This window comes from Pantoea sp. Tr-811, assembly GCF_011752535.1.
Lineage (GTDB): Bacteria > Pseudomonadota > Gammaproteobacteria > Pseudomonadales > Pseudomonadaceae > Aquipseudomonas.
The window spans coordinates 53140-74609 of the sequence record NZ_VWXJ01000024.1 but is presented as its reverse complement, the minus strand read 5'-3'; the positions used below and the strand labels follow the sequence as shown (position 1 = coordinate 74609).

Genomic DNA, 21470 nt, shown 5'->3' with positions numbered 1-21470 from the left:
TTATTGACTGTTTTTTCACAGGCACTGCGTTAACTGCGTCACACGGTCACAATTCCCGTGCTACGCGAAAGCCGAGGAAGTCGCCGCGGGTGGTCTTGAGGCGGTCGTTGCGGTTGGCCGAGCGCGAGAAGATCGGTGGCTCGCCCCAGTCGTTGCCGCGCATGTGCGCGCGGATGCACTTGGGGTCCTGGATCCAGGCGCTGCCGTCGCTGGGGGCGCCTTCGTAGCTTTCGTGGTAGCAGTCGGCGACCCACTCATAGACGTTGCCGTGCATGTCGTACATGCCGAAGGCATTGGGCGGGTAGCTGCCAACTGGCGAGGTGTAGGCGTAGCCGTCCTTGGGGCCGTAGGTGTTGGCGTGCTTGCTGATTTCGTACTTGCCTGGCTCGTCGAAGGGGAAGGGGAACGAGCCTGTGGAGCCGGCGCGGGCGGCGTACTCGCGTTCAGCTTCGCTGACCATGCGGTAGGGCTTGCCGGTGGTCTTGGCCAGCCACCGGGTGTAGGCCTGCACTTCGTCGTAGTCGACGCACACTGCCGGCTGGCGGGGGCCTTGCGGGTAGCTCGGCTTGCTGGCCTCGCACCAGCGGCCTGGGCGCTCGTCACCACTTTTGATGACGGTGCCGGTGGCCTTGATGTAGGCGTTCAGTTCGCCTGCGGTGACCTGGTAGCGGCTCATGGCGAACGGCTTGGCGAAGGTTACGGTGTGCAGCGGGCCCTCGTCGGGCTGACGGCCGACTTCATCATCGGGGGCGCCCATCACGTAGCTGCCGGCGGGCAGTACGACCATTTCGGGGCAGTCCTTGCAGTCCTTGAACACCTCGCCAGGCTTGCTGGCGGCATGGGCGTAGGCGCTGACCAACAGCAGGCAGGTGATTTGCGCTGGCCGGAAGAGCCAGGTGGATACGTTCATCGGTGCTCCTTGAGACGGGGGAATGCGTGCTGCGTTTCGCATTCAGACGAGTTCGGGTGGTGGAAAATTAACCAGCCCTGTAAGTGGGGGGCCAATAAACAGCGCGCGCCATGGCTGCGGGCATGGCTTGTCAGCCACGAAGCACCGGGCTATAGTCCAGGCCATTGTTCTCTTCCCGAAGACCTGTTCATGCCAGCCAGCCCTTCCACCACCTGCTTTGCCCTCGCGCCAGTCGCGGGCACGGTCGTGCGTGGCAGCCAGCAGCCGGCCATGAGTCACTACCCACCACCACCTGTCAGTGGCGTCGTAGGCGGCGTAGCTCCGCCTCCTTGCGTGGTCGTGCTGGGCTGATCGGCGTCTGCCGAACCCCTCGCACCCGCAACCTACTGAACACGGTCGGCAGCTTCCCTCGCTGAAGTAAACGCCCGCCGTCTGGCTTTTTCGCCTTCTATCAGGTGGCAATACATGTCTGTCTTCAACAAAGCATCCGTGGCCTCGGCGGCCACCACCAGCCTGTTCGTCCTGCTCTGGAGCAGTGGCGCGATCGTATCCAAACTCGGCCTTGCCCATGCCAGCCCGTTTGCCTTCCTGCTGCTGCGCTCAGGGCTGGCGCTGACCGGCCTGTTGCTGATCGGCCCGTTGCTGGGGCTGCGCTGGCCGTGCAGCCGCGGCGCCATCCTGCGGGCCCTGGGCACCGGCTGCGTGCTGTTGGGCGCCTACCAGATCTTCTACCTGCTGGCGCTCAATACCCATGTCACCCCCGGCGTGATGGCGACGGTGATGGGCGTGCAACCGATCCTTACCGTGGTGCTGATGGAACGGCAGCGCTCCTGGAGCCGCCTGTTCGGCCTGGGCCTTGGGCTGGGTGGGTTGGTGATGGTGGTGTACCAGGGCATCAACCTGGGCGGGGTGTCGCTGCTGGGCATGCTGTTCGCCCTGCTGGCACTGGCCAGCATGACCTTTGGCTCGATTCTGCAAAAGCGCATCACCGACAACCCCATGGGCACCTTGCCGCTGCAGTACATCGCAGGCTTCGCCATGTGCGCCGTGTTCGCGCCAATGCAACCACTGCAGGTGGAGTGGACCGGCGGCTTCGTCGGTGCGCTTTTGTGGATGGGGCTGGTGGTGTCGTTGCTGGCGACCCTGCTGCTGTACCGGCTGATCGCCAAGGGCAACCTGGTCAATGTCACCAGCCTGTTCTACCTGGTGCCGGCGGTGACTGCAGTGATGGATTTGCTGATCTTCGGTAACCGCCTGGCGCCGCTGAGCCTGCTGGGCATGGGGCTGATCGTGGTCGGCTTGTTGTTCGTGTTCCGCAAGCCGGCGGCGCGGTTGGCCGAGGCCTAAGGCCTAGCGGAACTCTTCGGGGATGGCGTGGCGCAACACGCCTTCCTCGAAGTCCAGGGTGCCGGCTTCGCGCTGGGTCAGCAGGTAGTAGAGCAGGGTGCCCAGTGGCTGCGCCGGTGGCACTTCGACGGCCAGCATGCGCACGGCAGGCTCGGCGTGGCATGGGCAGCCGAATTCTTCGAGTGCGGCGCGCACCGGTTCGACATCGGCGGCGTGCTTTACCCGTACCCGGAACACCGAGGCGCCGCCGCTGCGTTGCAGCGCCTGGAACCAGACCTGTTCGCCGTCCTGGGTGGTGCTGATGAGGTCGCCGGGGGCGATGCCGTAGGCATAGAAGGGCGTGCTGTCGACCCGGTAGCCGCTGGCGGTGCGTTGCGCCCAGAGGCCTTCGACCGAGGCGGGCGGGTAGCCGTTGGCGTCCTGCGCCAGGCGCCAGAGCACAATCTTGTAGTCGCAGGTTTGCTCGGAAGGCATGGCAGCGGGGATCGGGAGGGCTGCGTATCGTAATGGGATTTGGGCCGGGTGTCTGTACCGTTTGGCATTGCGATGCGAGTGAGAGGTGCATGCCTTGGGGGTTTTGGCGCCTGTTGGATCGAGCGCCGCCCGCGCGGCGCTTCGCGAGCTGCGCTCGCTCCTACGTTTGTTTCGGGCCAGTGAGTCCTGGGGGATTGGCGCGCGAACGCCTTGGCGCATGGCGCGATATCGCGTCGTACCAACAAGGCGGTCGCGCGCGCCTGTCACAGGCGTTACTGGCCAAAAACAAACGTAGGAGCGAGCGCAGCTCGCGAAGCGCCGCGCGGGCGGCGCTGGATCTCGACGACCACACCGGCCTATCGGCGTACGCCTCAGAAGTAATAGCCGATATTGATATTGGTGCGGTAATACCAGTCATTGCTCCCCACCGAACTGGTGCTGGTCCACCCCGTACCGTTCTCCGCCCCACCAAACGGGTTGGCATTGCGTGCCCAGGTCAGGTCGACCCAGGCCATCACCGGCATCGCCAGGAACTGCACACCCACGGTGAACATCTGCGAATCGTCCCAGCCGCGCTTGTCTTTCATCATCCGGCTGTAGTCGCTGTACAGCTTGACCTTCTTCAACTGCCCAAGGCCCGGCGTGTACACGTCGTAACCAACGTTGAGCGCGGCGATGCTCGCCCTGGCGGCGATCAGGTACGCCGGGGTCAGGCCATTGCCGCCCATCAGCACGGCATCGTCGCTGACCCCCGCAGGGTTGCGCGGGTCGTAGGCGTAGCGAATGGCCTGGCCGGTGACCGTCCAATTACCCCAGTTGACCAGCGCATGCACGCCCGCCGCCCAGTAGCTGCCGTCATCGTGGGTGGTGGCGTTGTACAACTCAGCGCTGGCCAGCGAGGCACCCAGCTCGGTCTTCCAGCCCTCGCCTGTGAAGGTGCGGGCGACCCGGGCGTTGAGCTGGTTGCGCTTTTCGTTGTCCTGGCGCGATTGGGTGACGGCCACCGCGTTGTCGTCCAGGTCGCTGAAACGGCCGACTTCCGGCGAGTAGCGGATGCCGGTGGGCAGCATGCGCGGGAAATAGCCCAGTTGCAGGTCCCAGTCGCGGTCCTTGTAGCTGTACTTGAGGCCCGAGCCCGCGCTCACGCCATAGCCCATGAAGAACGGGATGTGGTAGCTCCAGCCGAACTGTGGGTACGGCTCAAGGCCGAACGGCTTGAGCGGGGCGCCCAGTTGCAGGCTGGACTGCTCGTCGATGCGGTAGCCGACGAAACCACGGTCGATGGCGCGCTTGCCGTCGTCCTGGAACCAGTAGCCGGCGTCGGCGAACAGTTGGCGGTGGCGGGCCTGGATGTCGAGGCGAAAGGTGTCGAAGAGCAAGCGGCCGTTGTTCTCGGTGGTGTCCCAATGCTCGTCGCGGTAGTTGATGCGCAGGGCGCCGCCGATGTCCAGGCTGCTCTGGCCGTCGTCGCTGCGCCAGGCGATGTGGGGGAAGGGCTTGCGGGGGCTGGGCGGCTGGTCGGGGGCCGCCGGGCCGGGCTCTGAGGCCAGGGTGGTGCAAGTGCAAACGAGCAGACCGAGGGTGATCAGGTACTGGTTCATGTTGTGCCCTGCAAGGTTGGGGCAGTTTTCGCGGGCAGCAGCGGGCCGTCACCCCTTTGCCGGGGTGTTTTTGGGGATAGCTGGCTGAGCGCGGAAAACTGGGGGGGTTATTGTTTTTTTGTGTTGCCTGGGGCGGCCTCTTCGCGGGGCAAGCCCGCTCCTACAAGGATCGTATGCGCTTTGTAGGAGCGGGCTTGCCCCGCGAAAGGGCCCTCACAGGCCACTCAGAGGTCGAGCACCAGGCGCCGGCTCTTGCAGCCCGATACGCACACCATCATCGAACCGTTGGCCGCACGCTCGGCCTTGGTCAGCACGCCGTCGCGGTGGTCGATGTCGCCTTCCAGCACCCGCGTCTCGCACGAGCCGCACACGCCTTCGCGGCAGCTGTGGTCGATGTCGCAGCCCGCTTCCAGCAACACGTCCAGCAGGTTCAGCCCAGGCTCCACCTGCAACGTCTTGCCGCTTTTGCTCAGCTCGACGCTATAGCTGTCCAGGGCGTCTTCGGCGGCGGCCACTTCCACGGCGGTGAACCGCTCGATATGCGCATGGGCGTAGCCCAACTGCTCGCACACCGCCTCAAACGTATCGAGCATGGGGGTTGGCCCGCAGCAGTAGAAATGCGTGTCCGCAGACCGCCCCGCCAGGTAATGCGACAGGTCTGGCAGCGTGCCTTTCTCGTCGTTGAAGTGGTACACCACCTTGGCCCCCAGCTCCGCCAGCGGCTCCAGCAGCGCCGCCTCGCGCCGCGAGCGGGCGCAGTAGATCAGCTCGGCGCTGCGCCCCAGAGCCAGCAACTGGCGGAACATGCAGTAGATCGGCGTGATGCCGATTCCGCCGGCCACCAGCACGCTGTGGCTGGCGCGGGTGTCGAGGGCGAAGTTGTTGCGTGGCGGGGAAATGCTCAGCTGCGTGCCCACCCGCAACTGCTCGTGCACATAGCGCGAACCGCCGCGGCTGGCGCGGTCGCGCAGAATGCCGACCACGTAGCGGCCCTGGTCGCTTGGCGAATTGAGCAGCGAGTAGCTGCGCACCAGGCCGTTGGGCAGGTGCAAGTCGATGTGCGCGCCGGCTTCGAACGGTGCGAACACCGTGTCGCCCCAGGGGCGCAGTTCGACGCTGATGATGCCGTCGGCTTCATGGCGCAGGGTATGCACCAGCGCGCTGACTGTGGATGCGTTGGACATCGCTCACCTCACGGCAGTTGTTTGGCTTCGATCAGGGCCAGCTGTTCCTTGGCCTTGCCCTTGAGGTAGCGGCGCAGGCGCACCACGCCAAGGTCGTGCTGGTACAGGTTCTCGCGCTGGTTGGCGTCCGGTTCCATGAACTCCAGCAGCACCCGGTCCTGCTCCAGCACCGCCCAGTGGCGTGCTTCCAGGCGGTTCTTGTAGAGGAAGCGCCAGGTGTCGCGCTGCCAGCCGGTCAGTGGCCGTGCTCGCCAGTGGAACACCGCCGCCAGGGCGCGGCTGCTTGGGGTGTAGCTGCCGATGATGGTGAAGTTGCCGCCTGGCCCGCCGGTTTTCGGGTAGGGGATTTCCAGGCGCAGCCAGTGGCAGCCGTTGTCGAGAAATTCGGTCCAGTCGAAGTTGACCCCGCGCTGGCCTTCCTTCTCGAAGAAAAAGCCCTGTTCGGTGTCACGGGTGACGAACTTGGCGGTGGCCTCGCCCTCGCTCATCGAGTGCGACATCTTGTGCAGGTAGGTGCCGTGCATCGGGTCCATGACGTTGTCGAGCACGTAGCGGTAGTCGCCCTTCCACTCGGTGTAGCACAGGAAGCTGCTCCACTCTGGCGAGGTCAGCTGCTCGGGCAGTACCAGCTCCGGTGGCGTGTCCAGGTGCGCGTCGCTGGCGTTGAACAGGAAGATTGCCCCAGCCGCCTCGCGGGTATGGAACATCCGCGTGGGGCGGCTGCCTTCAAGCTTGCAACCTGGGCTGCCGGGCACCTTGGTGACGGTGCCGTCGCAGCGCACTTCCACGCCGTGGTACGGGCACTGCAGGCGGTCGCCCAGCACCGGCCCCTGGGACAACGGCGCGCCGCGGTGCGGGCAATGGTCTTCAAGGGCGTGGACGCGGCCATCGTTGTCGCGCCACAGGGCGATCTTGTAGCCCAGGCGGCGGATCGACAGCGGCCGGTCGGTGAGCAGTTCCGACGGCAATACCGGGAACCACAGGTCTTTCAGGCCATTGGCCAGGTGTTGCTCAACAGGGTCGACGGTGACATGCATGTTCATCTTGTTCTACCTCCAGCGGGTCATTCGCCCAGCCGTGCCATCAGGGTTTGGAATGCGTCTTCGGTCCACTCGCCGCTGGTCAGCGGGCAGGGCGGGCCGGCCAGGTTGAGGTGGGCGAGCAGTTCGCCCAGCTGGCTTACGCCATTGCCGTAGGCACGCTCGATCGAGTCACCGAGCAGGTCCTCGAAGGGCGTGTTGGGGCGTTTGCGCGCCTGGTGGGGTTGCAGGTAGACCTCGGTGCTGCTCATGGTTTGGCCCTCAATTGTTGTTCGGTTTGTCGGTGAGGAATTTGCCTTGTGGCGCCTCGGCGTGTTGCTGGCGCCGGGTGTTGCCGTCGATGCCGCCGGCGATCGCCCATTCGGCGAACACTGTTGGCCCGGGTTCGAATTCGCGGGGTTGCCAGTCGCCGGTCAGTTGGTCTTCGTCGGCGTAGTACTCCACCAGCGCGCCGGCCGGGTTCTTGAAATACCAGAAGAACGCCGACGACACCGGGTGGCGGCCTGGGCCGATCTCGGTGGCCCAGCCGCAGCGCGAGATGTGCATGCCGCCGCCGAATACTTCATGCAGGTCACGCACGGTGAAGGCCACGTGGTTGAGCCCGGCGCGCGGGGCCGGCAGTTGCAGCATGAACAGGTCGTGGTGGCCGCCTTCCTCGGCGGTGCGCAGGAAGGCGCCGCGGTTGGGGTAGCGGTCCGAGGCCTGGAAGCCGAAACGCTCGTGGTAGAAGGCTTCGCAGGCGTTGACGTCGGTGACGAAGAACACCACGTGGCCCACTTCGATGGGCGTGGCGTGTGCGTACACCGGTGCTGGCTTGTTGATCCGGCCCTTGGTCTGCCAGGTATTGTGGCCGCTGCATTCGAGTTCCAGCGGCCGCTTGCGGGTCACCTGCAGGCGAATCGCCAGGCCATTGGGGTCGGTGCAGCCGATGCGGCCATTGCCTTCGACGAAGCCTGGGTCGTTGGCGATGCGCTGGCTGTACAGCGCAAGGTCAGCCTGGCTTTCCACGCCCCACACCACTTCGCGCACGGTCGAGCCGGCTTCGATGGCCGGGGGCAGGCCGGGCTTGTCGATGGCCGCGAGGATCACACGGCAGCCGTTGAGGGTTTCGAAGACGATTTCATCCTCGGCGGCGCTGACCTGGGTCAGCCCCCAGTCGCTGAAGAAGCGTGCACAGGTGGCCAGGTCCTCCACGCCGTAGGTGACTTCGTCGATGCCCAGTACGCTCATTGCCCTGCCTCCACGCCGGCCCAGGCCAGCGGCTGTTCGTTCATGCCCCAGTAGAGGCTTTTCTGTTCCATGTACTGCAGGATGCCCAGGCGGCCCTTTTCCCGGCCCAGGCCGCTGTCGCGCCAGCCGCCGAATGGGGTGGAGATGGAAAACTGCTTGTAGGTGTTGATCCACACCGTGCCGGCCTGCAACTTGCGGCCCAGGGCCCAGGCGCGCTTGTAGTCGCGGCTCCAGATACCTGCGGCCAGGGCGTAGAGGCTGTCGTTGGCCTGCTCCACCAGCTCGGCTTCGCTGTCGAACGGCATGGCCACCAGCACCGGGCCGAAGATTTCTTCCTGGCACACCTGCTGCTGGTTGCCCAGGCCTTCGAGGATGGTTGGCGGGTAGAAGTAACCCTGGTCGAACAAGCCGCCGCTCGGGCGCTGGCCGCCCAGGCGCAGGCGCCCGCCGGCGGCCAGGCCCAGGGCCACGTAGCGCTCCACCGACTCCCGGTGGGCGGCGCTGATCAGCGGGCCCATCTGCGTGCGTTCGTCGGCCGGGTCGCCCAGGCGCAGTTGCGCGGCGGCGGCGGTGAGGCGGGCCATGAACGGTTCGTACAGCTTGCGTGCGACGAACAGCCGGGAGCCAGCGATGCAGGCCTCGCCGGAGGAGCTGAAGATGCCGTACAGCACCCCGGCCACGGCGTGGTCGAGGTCGGCGTCTTCAAGCACGATGGTCGGCGACTTGCCGCCCAGTTCCAGCGATACCGGCATCATCTTGTCGGCGGCGATATGGGCGATGTGCTTGCCGGTGCCGGTGCCGCCGGTGAACGACACTCGCTTGACCAGCGGGTGGCGGGTCAGGGCATCACCCAGCAGCGAGCCCTTGCCCGGCAGCACGCTGACCAGCCCCTTGGGCAGGCCGGCGTCGTCGCAAATGCGCGCCAGTTGCAGGGCCAGCAGCGGGGTGATTTCCGCCGGTTTGATCACCACGGCATTGCCGGCGGCCAGGGCGGGGGCAACCTTCTGCGCTTCGCTGGCAATCGGTGAATTCCACGGGGTGATGGCCGCCACCACGCCCATCGGCTCATACAGGCTCATGCTGACGAAATCACCGCGCGACGGGGTGATGGTTTCTTCCAGGGTTTCGCAGGCGGCGGCGAAGAACTGGAAGGTGCCGGCGGCGCTGGCCACCAGGGCGCGGGTTTCATTGATCGGCTTGCCGTTGTCCTGGCGTTGCAGTTGCGCCAGCTCCTCGGCGCGTTCGCGAATCAGCCCGGCAATGCGGTACAGCACGGCAGCGCGCTCGTGGGGTTTACGCTGCGCCCAGCCGCTGTGCAGGAAGGCCTGGTGCGCGCCCTGCACGGCGGCCTCGACGTCATCGAGGTTGGCGGCGTTGAGCCAGGCCACCGGCTCGCCCGTGGCCGGGTAGCAGGTGGCGTAGCGTGCGCCGCCGCCCAGGCGCCAGGTGCCGGCGATGCACAGGGGTAAAGTCTGTTCCAAGGTCATGGCGTTCCCCTAGATGGAAATGGCATGGGCATGGTTGCCCAGGGCGCGGACCACGCTGTAGACGGTCAGTGCCGAGGTTTTCGGGTTGGCCTGCAGGGGCTTGCCGTGCAGGCTCATTTCAAAGCCGCCGAAGGTGCCGCGGGCCTTGACCTGGTGCACGTTCTCGTCGCCGTGCGGGTCGGCCACCAGGGTTACCCAGGTGCGGTCCAGGCCAAGCCCTGCCAGCGACAGGGTGGCGGCGACGTTGGCATTCTTCGGGTACAGCCGGGCGGCCTCGCGGGCGCTGCCCTGGAAAATCACCGTGGCTTCGCGCAGGCTGTCGAGGCTGCACACCTGCTCGGCCGGGGTGCCCTTCCAGGCACGGGCCGGCTTGCGCCCGGTGTACTCCACGGTGTCCAGGCCGCCGACCTTGGCCGCCGACAGCGCATCGATGCCGCCGATGGCGCCGGGCAGCAGTTCGATGCGCGTGTTGCCCTGCGCCGCTGCCGTTTCCAGGCGCTCGACCAGCCCCGGTTGCGACAGCGCACCCACCGACACCACCAGGCACGGGATGCCGCGCGCCAGCGCTGGCAGCACGTGCTCTTCGATGGCGCGGTGGCCGGCGCATTCAAGCAGCAGGTCGGGGCGTGCATCGGCCGGCAGCGCGGTGAGCACCTGCGGTGGCCGGCGCAGGCGCGCCAGGCGCTCGGCCACCAGCGCTTCGGAGCCGGGCGAGGCAATGACCGCGTCCACCTGCAACTGGCGGTCGTGCTCCAGTAGCTCCAGCACAGCCACGCCAATGGCGCCACAGCCGATCATGGTGATATGCAGCATGGGCAAGTCCTCAGGCGGCGGTGGCTTTCTGCGAGCGGGTTTCGCTGTTGGGCGGGCCTGCGAAACGGGTGGCGAAGGGGCCGACGCTGAGCATGTCGACTTCCAGCAGGAACGGCCCGTCGCTGCCCAGCGCGCCTTCGAGCACCGTGCCGAAGTCCTTGAGGTCGCGCACCAGGCCATGCTTGAGGCCCAGGGCGTCGGCGAGCTTGGCGTAGTCCGGCGTGTGCAGCTCGACGTAGGCGTGGCGGGCGCCGTAGATGGCGTCCTGGATATTGCGGATGACCCCGTAGCGCTGGTCGTTCATCAGCAGGATCACCACATTGGCTTTTTCCTGCACCAGGGTCGCCAGTTCGCCCAGGTTGAGGATGAAACCGCCGTCACCGGCCAGGGCGAACACCTTGCGCCCCGGGGCCGTTTCGGCGGCGGCGATGGCGGCGCCGATGCCCATGGCCAGGCCCTGGCCGATGCCGCCGCCCAAGGCGTGCACGCCGGCTTGCGGGTGGTACAGGTTGAGCAGGCGGTTGCCCCAGATGCTGTTGGACAGGGTCACGTCGCGCACCCAGGTGAAGTTGCGCCCGGTCTGCGCCTGCAGTTGCTCGACCATGGCCGAATACGGGCCGAGGTCGGCGACCAGCTGTTTGCGTGACTCGGCGCGCACGGCCTTGAGCTCGCCGATGAACGCCGGGTCGATGTTCAGCCGCCCTTGCAGGCGGTCGGCCAGGCCTTCCAGGGCCCGCGCGGCATCGCCGCAGATGAACAGGTCGCTGGGGTAGCTGCGGCCTTCGCTGGCCGGGTTGGCGTCGATGCGCAGGGTGGTGCGTGGCAGCTTCAGGGCGTACTTGAAGGTTTCGTTGCTGCGCAGCCGGGAGCCAGCCACCACCAGCGCGTCGCAGGTCTGCATGAAGCCTTCGACCAGCTTGTTCTGCGAGAAGGCGCCCAGGCAGCGCTCGTCGTCCTCGTTGACCACGCCGCGGCCCTGGGTCGAGGTGATCACGCCCACGCCCATGTCCAGCAGGCGCTTGACCTGCGCACCGGCGTGGCGGGCACCGCCGCCAAGCCAGAGCAGCGGGCGGGTGGCGCTGGCCAGGCGCTCGGCCACCAGGTCCAGCGCTTCGGGGGCCGGGGCGGCGACCGGCACTGGCAGCGGCGACAGGTCGCCGGGCATAGGGATCAGCGCCGACTGGATGTCGATGGGGATTTCCACGCTGACCGGGCCGGTGGGCGCGGTCAGGGCGGTTTGCACGGCAAGCTTGAGGGTGCTCAGCGCGGTTTCCACGCTGCGCACGCGAAACGCCGCCTTGGACACCGCCTTGAGCATGGTCAGCTGGTCACGGGCCTCGTGGATGTAGGCCAGCTCCTGGTCGAGGTAGGGCGTTTCGATCTGCCCGGTGATGTGCAGCAGCGGGGTGCCGGCGGTCAGTGCCTCGACCATCGCCCCGGCGGCGTTGCCGGCCGCGGTGCCGGTGGAGGTCAGGCACACGCCCAGGCCGCCGACGCTGCGGGCGTAGGCATCGGCCATGTTGGTGGCGCCGGCTTCGCCACGGGCCATGATGAAGCGAATGTTGCCGCGCACGGCGAAGGCGTCGAGGATCGGCATGTTGTGGATCGAGATCACGCCGAACGCGGCCTTGACCTCGCACTGTTCGAGAAACGCGGTGATCACGGCACCGACGGTGACGGTGTTTTCGTTACGCATGGCGGGACAAGCCTCCAGAAACATCGATATGACTGCCAGTGGTGTAGGACGACAGCGGTGAGGCCAGGAACAGGATGGCCTGGGCGGCCTCCTTGGGCAGCCCAAGGCGGCCCAGGGGAATCTGTTTGCGGCGGGCCAGGTGGGCGGTCCATTGCGCCCAGTCCAGGGCACGTTCCTCGCGCGCCTCGAAGCGCCGGCGCCACTGGCCGGACTCCACCAGGCCAATGAGGATGCCGTTGACCCGAATGCCCTGTTCGGCGAACTCGAAGGCCATCGAGCGCACCAGGTTCTTCAGCCCGGCACGGGCCGCCGAGGTGGCGACCATGTGCGGCTCGGGCTGGCTGGCCAGCAGTGAGTTGACACAGACGATCGACGCACCAGGCTGGCCTTGCAGCTGAGGGATGAAGGCGCGCACCGGGTGGATCACCGAGAAGAACTTCAGTTGCAGCTCTTCGGCCCAGGCGGCGTCGCTGGTATCGGCAAAGGTCGACACGCGGCCTTGCCCGGCGTTGTTGACCAGTACCTGCGCCGGCCCCAGCGCGGCCTGGCTGGCGGCGGCGAAGGCCTGCACGGCGTTGGCATCGAGCACGTCGCACACCTGGGCCAGCAACTGGGCCTGGGGGAAGCGCTGGCGCAGGTGGGTTTCAGCGCTGCGCAGACGGTCTTCGTTGCGGCCACAGAAGGCCACGCGGGCGCCGGCTTCGAGCAGCAGCTCGACGCAGGCCAGGCCAATGCCGGACGAGCCGCCGGTGACGATGGCGGTGCTGTCGTGGAGTTGGTAGAGGTTCATGCTCAGTCTCTCATCAGCGCAGTGACCTGGCCGGCGCCGGGTCGGTAGTTGAGCAGCCGCGACAGCTCATCGGCGCTGGTGCGCACCTGGCCGAGCAGGCTGTCGAAATTGATATGGCCAACCTGGGCGGTGGGAATGGTCAGGCCCAGCGCGGCGCTGACCCGGCCGCTGGCGTCGCGTACCGGCGCGGCCAGGGTGGAAATGCTCGACTCGAAGAAGCCTTCGCCGTGCACGTAGCCGCGCAGGCGGTCGGCCTGCACCAGGTCGAACAGCTCCAGCACGGTTTTCGGCGTGCTGGGCGAGTGCCGTTCCAGGTGCTCCTCGGGGTACAGCTCGCGCAGTTCGGCCAGGCTCAGGTCGGCCAGCAGCACGCGCCCCAGCACCGTGGCATGGGCCGGCAGGCGGGTGCCGACGGTGACCGCGCTGGAGAACACCGACGGCGGCGACACCTTGGCCACGTAGACGATCGAGCGGCCGTCGCGCACCACCAGGTTGCTCGGGTAGTTCAGGTGGTCGCACAGCCGCGCCAGGATCGGCTGGCCCAGTTCGGTGAGTTCCAGCGAGGCCAGGTACTCGAAGCCCAGGCGCAGCACCGACATGCCCAGGCGGTATTCGTTGCCGCTGCGGGTGACGAAGCCCATGGCTTCCAGGGTGCTCAGCAGGCGGAAGATGGTCGAGCGTGGCAGCCCCAGGCGGCGGGCCAACTCGGGGGCGGTAAGGGTGCGGTTCTGCCGGCTGAATTCGCACAGCAGCAACAGGCCGCGCTCAAGGCCGGGGACGGTATAGCGGTCCTGGTTGTCCTTCATGGCATCCGTATCGTTCATTGCACGCTACCTGTGAAAGAGGCGTCCAGTGCCCGGGCCAGGCGCCGGGTCACCGTTTCGGGTTGTTCGATGGCGCAGGCATGGCCGGCGCCGTGAATCAGTTGGAACGGCGCGGCAAACGCCTGGGCGAGGGCCCGGCAGTCGTCGGCCGTGGTTACCGTGTCGGCGCTGCCGCCATGCACCTGGCAGGGCACCTGTTGCTGGCGGTAGCGCAGCAGGTCATCGCCGCACAGCAGCTCGATGGCCTGGCGGTAGCCGGCCGGTGCCAGCCGCGCCATGTTCCAGCGCACCCAGGCCAGGGCACTGGCGCTGGCGGAGGCAGACACCAGGTGGGCGCTGCGGCTTTCGGCGAGGCCGGCAATACCTTGGCGGTGCAGGTCGTGCAGGCGCTTGTCGCGCACCGCCTGGCCGTGTTCGGGCCGGGCGCCGTAGCCGCGTGCCGGGCTCAGCAACACCAGTTCACTGACCCGCTCGGGGTGGCGCTGGGCGAACGCGGCGGCGGTGAGTGCGCCGAGCGAATGGCCCACCAGCACGCAGCGCTGCACCTGCAGGGCATCGAGCAGGCTGGCCAGGCGCGCGGCATAGTCGCAGGCCTTTGGCTGGGCCATCGGCAGCGGCGCCGACTGGCCATAGCCCGGTGCATCCCAGGCGATTACCCGGGCCTGCTGGCACAGGCCCAAGGCCACGTGCAGCCAACTCGCCGCGCCCGAGCCAATGCCATGCAGCAGCACGATTGGCGCGCCGCTGCCGGCTTCGCGCAGCGCCTGCGGGCCATCGCCAAGCTGCAGCAGGCGTTCGCCGAACTGCCGCTGGAGCTGGCTGACATAGGTGTCGGTGAGCGTTGCCATGGGCTTACCCGCGCTTGATCGAGGCCAGCGGGTGGGCTGGCGGGTAGGTCGGGGTGACCGGCTTCTTGGCGCCGAGCATCACGCACATCAAGGCGTCTTCATCGCCGATGTTGATCTCTTCGCGGTACACCCCTGGCGGCACGGAAATCAGGTCGCGGTCGGTGAGGATGGTTTCGAAGCGCTCGCCGTCCTTCTCGATCACCACCTTGAGCTTGCCGCGCAGCACGAAGAACACTTCCTCGACGTCGGTGTGCAGGTGCGGCGGGCCTTCGTGGCCGGCGGGGATCACCATGGTGGAAAAGGTGAAGTGCTCGGAGGGGATGGTGTTCATGTCACTGTTCACGCCCGTGCCACCGGTGCCCACGTAGCGCATCTGCGCGCGGCGGAACTTGGGGTCGTGATCGGCCTGGAACTTCAGCGCATCCCAGTCGTAGCGGCGGGTTTCATAGCGGGCGATGCGGGTTTGCATCCACGCGGCCAGGTCGGCGCCTGCGGGTTGTTCCCAGGTTTTCGGGGCTTGTTGGTCTACGGAAAGATCAGTCATGACAGTCTCCTTTGCTCAGGGCATGACGAACCCGCCGTTGACCGGCAGGGTTTGTCCAGTGATGAAGCGCGACAGGTCGGACAGGGCGAACAGCACGGCGCCGCTGACGTCGTCGGGCAGCTGTGGGCGCTGGATGGCCCGTTGCTCGATGTACAGGCGGTGGCGTGCCTCGGGCACGTAGGCCGTGGCCTCGACTTGCACCAGCCCGGGTGCGATGGCGTTGATCGTGATGTTGTCGCCGCCCAGCTCGCGGGCCAGGCTGCGGGTCATGGCGATCAGCGCGCCCTTGCTGGCAACGTAGGCCAGCAGGTTCGGTGCGCCCCACAGCGGGGTGTCGGACGCCAGGTTGACGATGGCCCCGCGGCCGCTTTGGCGCAGCGCCGGGAGCGCGGCGCAGGTCATCAGCCAGGTGCCGCGCACGTTCACCTGCATCACCTGGTCCCAGGTTTCGATGTCCAGCTCTTCGCAGCGCTTGCCGCCGGAGTTGGTGATCGAGGCGTTGTTGACCAGGCCGTCCAGGCCGCCCAGGCGCTCGACGGTGCGTTCCAGGCAGCGGGTGATCGAGGCCGGGTCAGCCAGGTCCAGGCTCACCCCGCTGACATCCAGGCCCTGGGCGCTCAGCTCGCAGGCGGCCTGCTGCACGCGGCCGGCGAGGATGTCGGCGATCACCACCCGGGCACCGGCCTGGGCGATGGCTTGGGCGAAGGCATAGCCCAGGCCGCGGGCGCCGCCGGTGACCAGCACGCGGCGGCCTTGAAGAAGGTTGGGGTAGTTCATCAGGCATTACTCAGCATGGCTTTGGGGAGGTAGTGCAGCACGCGCTTTTCAGCCCACACCACGGCGCCGTAGGCCAGCACGCCAATCAGGGTGAGCAGGACGATGGCCACGAACACACCGGCGGTGTTGCCCTGGCCTTCGGCGTCCACCAGCAGGAAGCCCAGGCCCTGGTTGCCACCGACCAGTTCACCGACGGTGACCCCGATCACCGCCAGGGTGGAGGCGATGCGCAGGCCCGAGAACAGCGCGGCCATGGCCGAGGGGAATTCCACCAGGCGGAAGATTTGCCAGCGGCTGGCATTGAGGGTGCGCACCAGGTTGATCATGTCGGGGTCGACGGTGCGGATGGCCGACAGCACGTTGATCATCACCGGGAAGAACACGATCAGGATGGCGATGAGGATTTTCGGGTAGATGGTGTAGCCCAGCCACATCACGAACAGCGGGGCGAAGGCCACCTTGGGGGCGATCTGCAGGGCCAGGATGTAGGGCGAGAGCATGGCTTCGGCCGAGGGCGACAGGCCCAGGGCAACACCGATCGACACCCCCAGCAGGGCGCCGAGGGCGAAGCCGACGATGATCTCGAAGGCGGTGATCAGGGTGTGTTCGAGCAGGCTGCTGCCCTGCCACATCAGCACGCTTTCTTCGGCCACGCGGCTGAGCGGCGGCATCACGAACTCGGGCATGCCGAGCAGGCGCGGGCCCCATTGCCAGAGCAACAGGAACAACAGGAGCAGGGCAAGGCTGCCGAGCACGGAGGTGTTGAGGTTTTTCATCAGGCGCTTACCTTGGTTGCCGGGGCTTCATTTGGCCGCGGTCTGGGTGTCGATGAAGCGGTTGCTGTAGAGCTCGTCCAGTGGCGACTCGCGGGGCACGATGCCTTCGCTGACATAGAACTTGCGCACCGCGTCCAGGCGCGCCGGGTCGATACGCCCAGGCACCGGCTGGCCGGCGTAGACGTAGTCGACGTAGAGGCGCAGGGTTTTCTCCAGCGACGCTTCCTTGCCGGCGTAGGCCGGTACTGCACGGGCGAAGGTGGCGGCGGCGGCCTTGGGGTCGTCGACGATGTCCTTGAGCCCGCGCAGGGTGGCCTGGACCACGCCGCGTACAACCTCGGGGTGGTGCTCGATGGCATCGTCCGAGGCGAGAATCGCCTGGGCCATGCTTTCGAACACCTGCTCGCGGGGGATCAACTGGTACTGCAACCCGGCGTCCTCGGCGTTGATCACCCAGTCCGGCACCCCGGCCATGGCCTCGGCCTTGCTGGCCGAGAACAGCTGCCACACGCCGGCGGGGCCGGCGGCCTGGATGTTGACGTCGTCCTTGTTCAGGCCGGCCTTGCGCAGCGAGGCGAGCAAGGCGTAGTAGGTGGTGTCGGAGTACGACATCACGGTCAGGGTCTTGCCCTTGAGGTCCTGGATGTTGTGGATGTTGGCGCGGGCGTTGGTGGCGATCATGGTGACCCCGCCGCCGCCGAGCACGGCCACGGTGCGCACCGGAATGCCGTTGGGGCGCACGATGATCGGCGTGTCGCCAATGGCGCCGCCGACCAGGGCATTGCCGGCACCGATCTGCTTGGCCACGTCGACGCCACCCTTGGCGGCGATGAAGGTGAGGTCGAGGTCTTCGGCCTGGTAGTAGCCCTTTTCCTTGGCGATGATCCATGGCGCGAATGCCGGCAGGCTGGGCGGTGCCGGCAGCAGGTAGGTGACCTGGGTGGGGGCGGCCTGGGCCTGCAGCGCGAAGGCCAGGCCGACGGCGGCCAGGGCCAGGCGTTTGAGCGGTGTATTGAACATGCTGACTCCCGAGAGGTAGTGAACGTCGATCAATGCAGTTCGTGGTCGGCGCCGACGTGCAACAGGTCCATCAGGCGCCCGGCCAGCGGGCCGATTTCCGGCAGCTTGCGGCGCTCGAGGGGGTTGTCGCGGTGTGGCAGGTCGACCTCGATTTCCTCGATGATCGTGCCGGGGCGGGCGCTCATGACCAGCAGGCGGTCGGACAGGGCGATGGCTTCGACCAGGTCGTGGGTGATGAACAGCGCGGTTTTCTTTTCCTCGAACAACATGCGCGCCAGGTCCTGCTGGAGGATCATCTTGGTTTGCGCGTCCAGGGCCGAGAATGGCTCGTCGAGAAACAGCACCTGCGGGTCGATGGCCAGTGTGCGGGCAAGGGCTGCGCGCTGGCGCATGCCGCCGGACAGCTGGAACGGGTAGTGCTCGGTGAAGCCTTGCAGGTGGCAGCGGGCGAGCAGGTTGTCGGCAATCACCCGGCGCTGGGCGGCGGCCATGCCCTGGATTTCCAGGCCCAGTTCGACGTTGCGGCGGATGCTGCGCCAGGGCATCAGCAAGTCCTTTTGCAACATGAAGGCAACCTTGGGCACTGGGCCGTCGACCCGCTCGCCAGCGACCAGCACTTCACCTTCGCTTGGCCGGTACAGGCCCGACCCCATGTTCAGGATCGTGCTCTTGCCGCAGCCGGAGGGGCCGATGATCGACACTACTTCGCCTCGGCGGATCTGGAAGTTCACACCGCGAATGGCGAACGGTGCGTCGCTTTGGCCCTTGGCCGGGAAGGCCTTGCCGACGTTGCGAAACTCGATTTCGATGGGCGCCTGGGCATCGCAAGGGTGAGGCGTACTCCATTGAGGGGCGATTGCGTACATCTCTTTCACAGCCATGGGATCAACTCGCTGGTCTGTTTTATAGGTGATACGCCGTTTAGTGCATGAACAATGCCAGGTGGAATATTTCCTTCATTTAATTAAAAAGTTGTTAGTTATTAGTTAGTTGCAGAACAAGGTCGAAATTCGTCTTGTTTTATATATGAAACAAGGTTTTCTATATGGCACGGAAATGCCCATTCGCGGCGCAGCGGAGTGGGCTGTGCGAGGGAAGAGGGCAGTTTCGGGTAACGCGGATGGGGTGGCGGTTTCATAGGTGAAACCGCGCGGAGGGCTTGCCCGCGAAGAAGGCACCACGGTGCATGGCACGGGCTTCGCCCGTGTTCGCGGGGCAAGCCCGCTCCTACAAGGCCAATACAGGCCTCGGGTTTAACTCCGCGCCGGGCGCAGCACCAGCCACAGCGCCACGCCAATCAACAGGCCGCCATACAGGTGCGCCATCGACAACGGCTCGCCCAGCAGCCACGCACCCCACAGCACGCCGAACGCAGGAATCAGGAAGGTCACGGTGCTGGCCTTGACCGGGCCGATTTCGGCCAGCAGGCGGAAGTACAGGATGTAGGCAAACGCCGTGCACAGCAGGCCCAGGCCCAGCAACGACAGCCACACCTGCCAGCCGCCCCAGCTCGCCGGTGGCTGGGTGAGGGCGCTCCAGGCGAACAGCGGGGTCAGCATCAAAGTGGCGCCGAGCATGCTGCCCAGGGCCGACAGGCGGCTGTCCAGGCCGCTGATCCAGCGCCGGGCGAGAAAGCCCGCGAAGCCGTAGCAGGTGGTGGCGGCAAGGCAGGCCAGGGCGCCTTGCACCAGGGCCATGTCCAGCGCCACCGGGCCCGCGCCGCTGAGAATGCCGACACCGAACAGCCCCAGGAAAATGCCACCGAGCTTGGGCAGGGTCATGCGCTCGTGGAAGCACAGGGCGCCGATCAGCACGCCCATCAGTGGTGTGGTGGCGTTGAAGATGGCCGAGTAGCCGGCGGGAAGCACTTGCGCAGCCACGGAGTAGAAGGTGGCGGGGATGCCCGAGTTGATCATGCCCAGCACCAGGCAGGCGCCGAGCTTGCCGTCGAATTGCCAGCGCACGCGGGTGGCGGCGAGGATGGCGACCAGCCCCAGGCAGGCGATGGACACGCGAAAGAAGGCGGTGGGGACGGTGCCCAGTTCCGGGGCGATGATGCGCATGAACAGAAAGCTCGCCCCCCAGACAGCGGCGAGGGTCAGCAGGCGGGCTAGGGCGATGGGGCTCACAACGGTCTCCGGGTAGGGGGCAGGGGGCGAGTGTACGTGACTGGCCTGGGTGATTCTTGTGCTTTCTTGCGGTGGAAACCTGTGCGGGCCTCTTCGCGGGGCAAGCCCGCTCCTACAGGGCAATGTAGGAGCGGGCTTGCCCCGCGAAAGGGCCGGCACAGGCTAATCTCATAAGCTCACCCAGCCCGAGGTCCCCCGCATGCCCCAGCCCTGGCCCGCCGCCGACATTGCCCGGACAATCCTCGACGGCTTCGACAACTACCGCGAGCACTTCCAGCAAATCACCCTGGGCGCCCGCGAGCGCTTCGAGCAGGCGCGCTGGCAGGACATCCAGCGCGCCTCTGCCGCACGCATCAACCTGTATGAAGAGAAGGTGGCCGAGGTCAACGGCTGGCTGCGTCAGGCGTTCTCCTCCGACGTGCTGCTGGACGTGGAGCAATGGCCGCTGGTGAAGAACGCCTACATCCGCCTGATCGACCCGCGCCTGGACGATGAACTGGCGGAAACCTGGTACAACTCGCTGTTCTGCAGCCTGTTCAGCCACGACCAGATCAGCGACGGTTGCATGTTCATCCACACCACCCGTCCCTCGATCCGCACCCACGAGCGGGCCGCACAAACCCGCACCTATACCCTGGGCGCCGGCCTCAAGGCCCTGCTGCGGGCGATTTTCGCCGATTACCCGTTCGACACCCCCTATGGCGACCTGGAGGGCGACCTGGCACGGCTGGAGGAGCAACTGCGCGAATGCCTGCCCGACTGGGTGTGCAAGGACCCGGCCCTGGCCGTGGAGCTGTTCGTGCCGGTGCTGTACCGCAACAAGGGCGCCTACCTGGTGGGGCGCCTGTACAACAGCGATGAGCAGTGGCCGCTGGTGATCGCCCTGCTGCACCGCGAAGGCCACGGCATCGAGGCCGATGCGTTGATCACCGACGAGGCGCAGGTGTCGGTGATCTTCTCCTTCACCCGCTCCTACTTCATGGCAGATGTGCCGGTGCCAGCGGAGTTCGTCAACTTCCTCAAGCGCATACTGCCGGGCAAGCACATTGCCGAGCTGTACACCTCGATTGGCTTCTATAAGCAGGGCAAGTCAGAGTTCTACCGCGCCTTGATCAACCACCTGGCCAACAGTGACGACCGTTTCGTGATGGCCCCGGGGGTGCGCGGCATGGTCATGAGCGTGTTCACCCTGCCGGGCTTCAACACGGTGTTCAAGATCATCAAGGACCGTTTCTCACCGTCCAAGACCGTTGACCGCGCCACGGTGATCGACAAGTACCGGCTGGTAAAGAGCGTCGACCGGGTGGGGCGCATGGCCGATACCCAGGAGTTCGCCGATTTCCGCTTTCCGCGCAGCAAGTTCGAGCCGCAGTGCCTGGCCGAGCTACTGGAGGTGGCGCCTTCCACCGTGGCCCTGGAGGGCGACACGGTGCTGGTCCGCCATTGCTGGACCGAACGGCGCATGACCCCGCTCAACCTGTACCTGGAGCACGCCAGCGAAGGGCAGGTGCTGGAGGCGCTGGAGGATTACGGGCTGGCGATCAAGCAGCTGGCGGCGGCGAATATCTTTCCCGGGGACATGCTGCTCAAGAACTTCGGCGTCACCCGGCATGGGCGGGTGGTGTTCTATGACTACGACGAGATCAGTTACCTCACCGAGGTGAACTTCCGCCACATCCCGCCGCCGCGCTACCCGGAGGATGAGATGTCGGGCGAGCCCTGGTATTCGATTGGGCCGCATGATGTGTTTCCCGAGGAGTTTCCGCCGTTCCTGTTTGCCGATATCGGCCAGCGCCGGTTGTTTAGCCGGTTGCATGGGGATTTGTATGATGCCGATTATTGGAAGGGGCTGCAGGGGGCCATTCGGGAGGGGAAGGTGATCGATGTATTTCCGTATCGGCGCAAGGGGCGGTGATTGAGGTTTTCCAGGCCCGGCCTCTTCGCGGGGCAAGCCCGCTCCTACAAATTTTGGCAACACCT

General features: G+C 66.4%; 21 protein-coding genes. 2 read left to right on the top strand and 19 right to left on the bottom strand.

The annotated features are described in order from the left end of the window. Positions 1–46: 46 nt before the first annotated feature. Positions 47–910 carry a formylglycine-generating enzyme family protein gene (locus F3J44_RS26490; protein WP_205300198.1) on the bottom strand — a complete coding sequence of 288 codons (864 nt, stop codon included), beginning with the start codon at positions 908–910 and terminating at the stop codon, positions 47–49. Positions 911–1375: 465 nt separating this feature from the next. On the opposite strand from F3J44_RS26490, the gene F3J44_RS26485 reads away from it, so the two are divergent. Next, positions 1376–2257, top strand: a complete 882-nt coding sequence (locus F3J44_RS26485) for a DMT family transporter (protein WP_167277419.1) — start codon at positions 1376–1378, stop codon at positions 2255–2257. A gap of 3 nt (positions 2258–2260) precedes the next feature. Here F3J44_RS26485 and F3J44_RS26480 read toward each other — a convergent pair whose 3' ends face one another. From F3J44_RS26480 to F3J44_RS26395, 18 genes are all read right to left on the bottom strand, one after another. Next, positions 2261–2731: a DUF4265 domain-containing protein gene (locus F3J44_RS26480; RefSeq protein ID WP_167277417.1), complete on the bottom strand. Its 471-nt coding sequence runs from the start codon at positions 2729–2731 to the stop codon at positions 2261–2263. Positions 2732–3102: 371 nt separating this feature from the next. Continuing rightward, complete coding sequence (locus F3J44_RS26475) at positions 3103–4332, bottom strand: hypothetical protein (protein ID WP_167277415.1); 1230 nt, start codon at positions 4330–4332, stop codon at positions 3103–3105. A gap of 224 nt (positions 4333–4556) precedes the next feature. Continuing rightward, positions 4557–5516: a PDR/VanB family oxidoreductase gene (locus F3J44_RS26470; protein WP_167277412.1), complete on the bottom strand. Its 960-nt coding sequence runs from the start codon at positions 5514–5516 to the stop codon at positions 4557–4559. An 8-nt stretch (positions 5517–5524) separates the two neighbouring features. Beyond that, positions 5525–6559 (bottom strand): aromatic ring-hydroxylating dioxygenase subunit alpha, encoded by a 1035-nt coding sequence (locus tag F3J44_RS26465; protein ID WP_167059536.1) that lies wholly within the window; start codon positions 6557–6559, stop codon positions 5525–5527. 20 nt (positions 6560–6579) lie between these two features. Further along, on the bottom strand, positions 6580–6807 hold the full coding sequence (locus tag F3J44_RS26460; protein WP_167059539.1) for a recombinase-like helix-turn-helix domain-containing protein: 228 nt from the start codon (positions 6805–6807) through the stop codon (positions 6580–6582). A gap of 10 nt (positions 6808–6817) precedes the next feature. Beyond that, entirely contained in the window at positions 6818–7786 is a 969-nt protein-coding gene (locus F3J44_RS26455) for a VOC family protein (RefSeq protein WP_167277410.1), read from the bottom strand. Continuing rightward, on the bottom strand, positions 7783–9273 hold the full coding sequence (locus tag F3J44_RS26450) for an aldehyde dehydrogenase (RefSeq protein WP_167277408.1): 1491 nt from the start codon (positions 9271–9273) through the stop codon (positions 7783–7785). The genes F3J44_RS26455 and F3J44_RS26450 overlap by 4 nt, the downstream gene beginning before the upstream one ends. 9 nt (positions 9274–9282) lie before the next feature. Next, complete coding sequence (locus F3J44_RS26445) at positions 9283–10086, bottom strand: aspartate dehydrogenase (protein WP_167277406.1); 804 nt, start codon at positions 10084–10086, stop codon at positions 9283–9285. A gap of 10 nt (positions 10087–10096) precedes the next feature. Next, positions 10097–11782 carry a thiamine pyrophosphate-binding protein gene (locus F3J44_RS26440; RefSeq protein ID WP_167277403.1) on the bottom strand — a complete coding sequence of 562 codons (1686 nt, stop codon included), beginning with the start codon at positions 11780–11782 and terminating at the stop codon, positions 10097–10099. Beyond that, positions 11775–12572, bottom strand: a complete 798-nt coding sequence (locus F3J44_RS26435; protein WP_167277401.1) for an SDR family oxidoreductase — start codon at positions 12570–12572, stop codon at positions 11775–11777. The genes F3J44_RS26440 and F3J44_RS26435 overlap by 8 nt, the downstream gene beginning before the upstream one ends. A 2-nt stretch (positions 12573–12574) precedes the next feature. Then, complete coding sequence (locus tag F3J44_RS26430) at positions 12575–13396, bottom strand: IclR family transcriptional regulator (protein ID WP_167277399.1); 822 nt, start codon at positions 13394–13396, stop codon at positions 12575–12577. Next, the gene (locus F3J44_RS26425) at positions 13393–14244 is read right to left on the bottom strand and encodes an alpha/beta fold hydrolase (protein WP_167277397.1); all 852 of its coding nucleotides are present in this window, start codon (positions 14242–14244) and stop codon (positions 13393–13395) included. The genes F3J44_RS26430 and F3J44_RS26425 overlap by 4 nt, the downstream gene beginning before the upstream one ends. Positions 14245–14248: 4 nt before the next feature. Further along, the gene (locus F3J44_RS26420; protein WP_167059564.1) at positions 14249–14788 is read right to left on the bottom strand and encodes a cupin domain-containing protein; all 540 of its coding nucleotides are present in this window, start codon (positions 14786–14788) and stop codon (positions 14249–14251) included. A 15-nt stretch (positions 14789–14803) separates the two neighbouring features. Next, positions 14804–15565, bottom strand: a complete 762-nt coding sequence (locus F3J44_RS26415; RefSeq protein WP_167059567.1) for an SDR family oxidoreductase — start codon at positions 15563–15565, stop codon at positions 14804–14806. After that, on the bottom strand, positions 15565–16341 hold the full coding sequence (locus F3J44_RS26410; protein ID WP_167059570.1) for an ABC transporter permease: 777 nt from the start codon (positions 16339–16341) through the stop codon (positions 15565–15567). Before F3J44_RS26410 ends, F3J44_RS26415 begins: the two co-directional genes overlap by 1 nt. Positions 16342–16368: 27 nt before the next feature. Then, positions 16369–17361 (bottom strand): ABC transporter substrate-binding protein, encoded by a 993-nt coding sequence (locus tag F3J44_RS26405; RefSeq protein WP_167277395.1) that lies wholly within the window; start codon positions 17359–17361, stop codon positions 16369–16371. A 29-nt stretch (positions 17362–17390) separates the two neighbouring features. Further along, positions 17391–18242: an ABC transporter ATP-binding protein gene (locus F3J44_RS26400; protein WP_167277393.1), complete on the bottom strand. Its 852-nt coding sequence runs from the start codon at positions 18240–18242 to the stop codon at positions 17391–17393. Positions 18243–18614: 372 nt separating this feature from the next. Continuing rightward, positions 18615–19490, bottom strand: a complete 876-nt coding sequence (locus F3J44_RS26395; RefSeq protein ID WP_167059579.1) for a DMT family transporter — start codon at positions 19488–19490, stop codon at positions 18615–18617. 199 nt (positions 19491–19689) lie between these two features. Here F3J44_RS26395 and aceK point away from each other — a divergent pair, with 199 nt between their 5' ends. After that, entirely contained in the window at positions 19690–21405 is a 1716-nt protein-coding gene (gene aceK, locus F3J44_RS26390; protein ID WP_167277391.1) for a bifunctional isocitrate dehydrogenase kinase/phosphatase, read from the top strand. Positions 21406–21470 lie beyond the last annotated feature (65 nt).

What these genes read in the sequence shown, in the direction of transcription:
- F3J44_RS26490 (WP_205300198.1), bottom strand. Translation starts at nt 910, where the DNA reads ATGAACGTATCCACCTGGCTCTTCCGGCCAGCGCAAATCACCTGCCTG.
- F3J44_RS26485 (WP_167277419.1), top strand. Translation starts at nt 1,376, where the DNA reads ATGTCTGTCTTCAACAAAGCATCCGTGGCCTCGGCGGCCACCACCAGC.
- F3J44_RS26480 (WP_167277417.1), bottom strand. Translation starts at nt 2,731, where the DNA reads ATGCCTTCCGAGCAAACCTGCGACTACAAGATTGTGCTCTGGCGCCTG.
- F3J44_RS26475 (WP_167277415.1), bottom strand. Translation starts at nt 4,332, where the DNA reads ATGAACCAGTACCTGATCACCCTCGGTCTGCTCGTTTGCACTTGCACC.
- F3J44_RS26470 (WP_167277412.1), bottom strand. Translation starts at nt 5,516, where the DNA reads ATGTCCAACGCATCCACAGTCAGCGCGCTGGTGCATACCCTGCGCCAT.
- F3J44_RS26465 (WP_167059536.1), bottom strand. Translation starts at nt 6,559, where the DNA reads ATGAACATGCATGTCACCGTCGACCCTGTTGAGCAACACCTGGCCAAT.
- F3J44_RS26460 (WP_167059539.1), bottom strand. Translation starts at nt 6,807, where the DNA reads ATGAGCAGCACCGAGGTCTACCTGCAACCCCACCAGGCGCGCAAACGC.
- F3J44_RS26455 (WP_167277410.1), bottom strand. Translation starts at nt 7,786, where the DNA reads ATGAGCGTACTGGGCATCGACGAAGTCACCTACGGCGTGGAGGACCTG.
- F3J44_RS26450 (WP_167277408.1), bottom strand. Translation starts at nt 9,273, where the DNA reads ATGACCTTGGAACAGACTTTACCCCTGTGCATCGCCGGCACCTGGCGC.
- F3J44_RS26445 (WP_167277406.1), bottom strand. Translation starts at nt 10,086, where the DNA reads ATGCTGCATATCACCATGATCGGCTGTGGCGCCATTGGCGTGGCTGTG.
- F3J44_RS26440 (WP_167277403.1), bottom strand. Translation starts at nt 11,782, where the DNA reads ATGCGTAACGAAAACACCGTCACCGTCGGTGCCGTGATCACCGCGTTT.
- F3J44_RS26435 (WP_167277401.1), bottom strand. Translation starts at nt 12,572, where the DNA reads ATGAACCTCTACCAACTCCACGACAGCACCGCCATCGTCACCGGCGGC.
- F3J44_RS26430 (WP_167277399.1), bottom strand. Translation starts at nt 13,396, where the DNA reads ATGAACGATACGGATGCCATGAAGGACAACCAGGACCGCTATACCGTC.
- F3J44_RS26425 (WP_167277397.1), bottom strand. Translation starts at nt 14,244, where the DNA reads ATGGCAACGCTCACCGACACCTATGTCAGCCAGCTCCAGCGGCAGTTC.
- F3J44_RS26420 (WP_167059564.1), bottom strand. Translation starts at nt 14,788, where the DNA reads ATGACTGATCTTTCCGTAGACCAACAAGCCCCGAAAACCTGGGAACAA.
- F3J44_RS26415 (WP_167059567.1), bottom strand. Translation starts at nt 15,565, where the DNA reads ATGAACTACCCCAACCTTCTTCAAGGCCGCCGCGTGCTGGTCACCGGC.
- F3J44_RS26410 (WP_167059570.1), bottom strand. Translation starts at nt 16,341, where the DNA reads ATGAAAAACCTCAACACCTCCGTGCTCGGCAGCCTTGCCCTGCTCCTG.
- F3J44_RS26405 (WP_167277395.1), bottom strand. Translation starts at nt 17,361, where the DNA reads ATGTTCAATACACCGCTCAAACGCCTGGCCCTGGCCGCCGTCGGCCTG.
- F3J44_RS26400 (WP_167277393.1), bottom strand. Translation starts at nt 18,242, where the DNA reads ATGGCTGTGAAAGAGATGTACGCAATCGCCCCTCAATGGAGTACGCCT.
- aceK (WP_167277391.1), top strand. Translation starts at nt 19,690, where the DNA reads ATGCCCCAGCCCTGGCCCGCCGCCGACATTGCCCGGACAATCCTCGAC.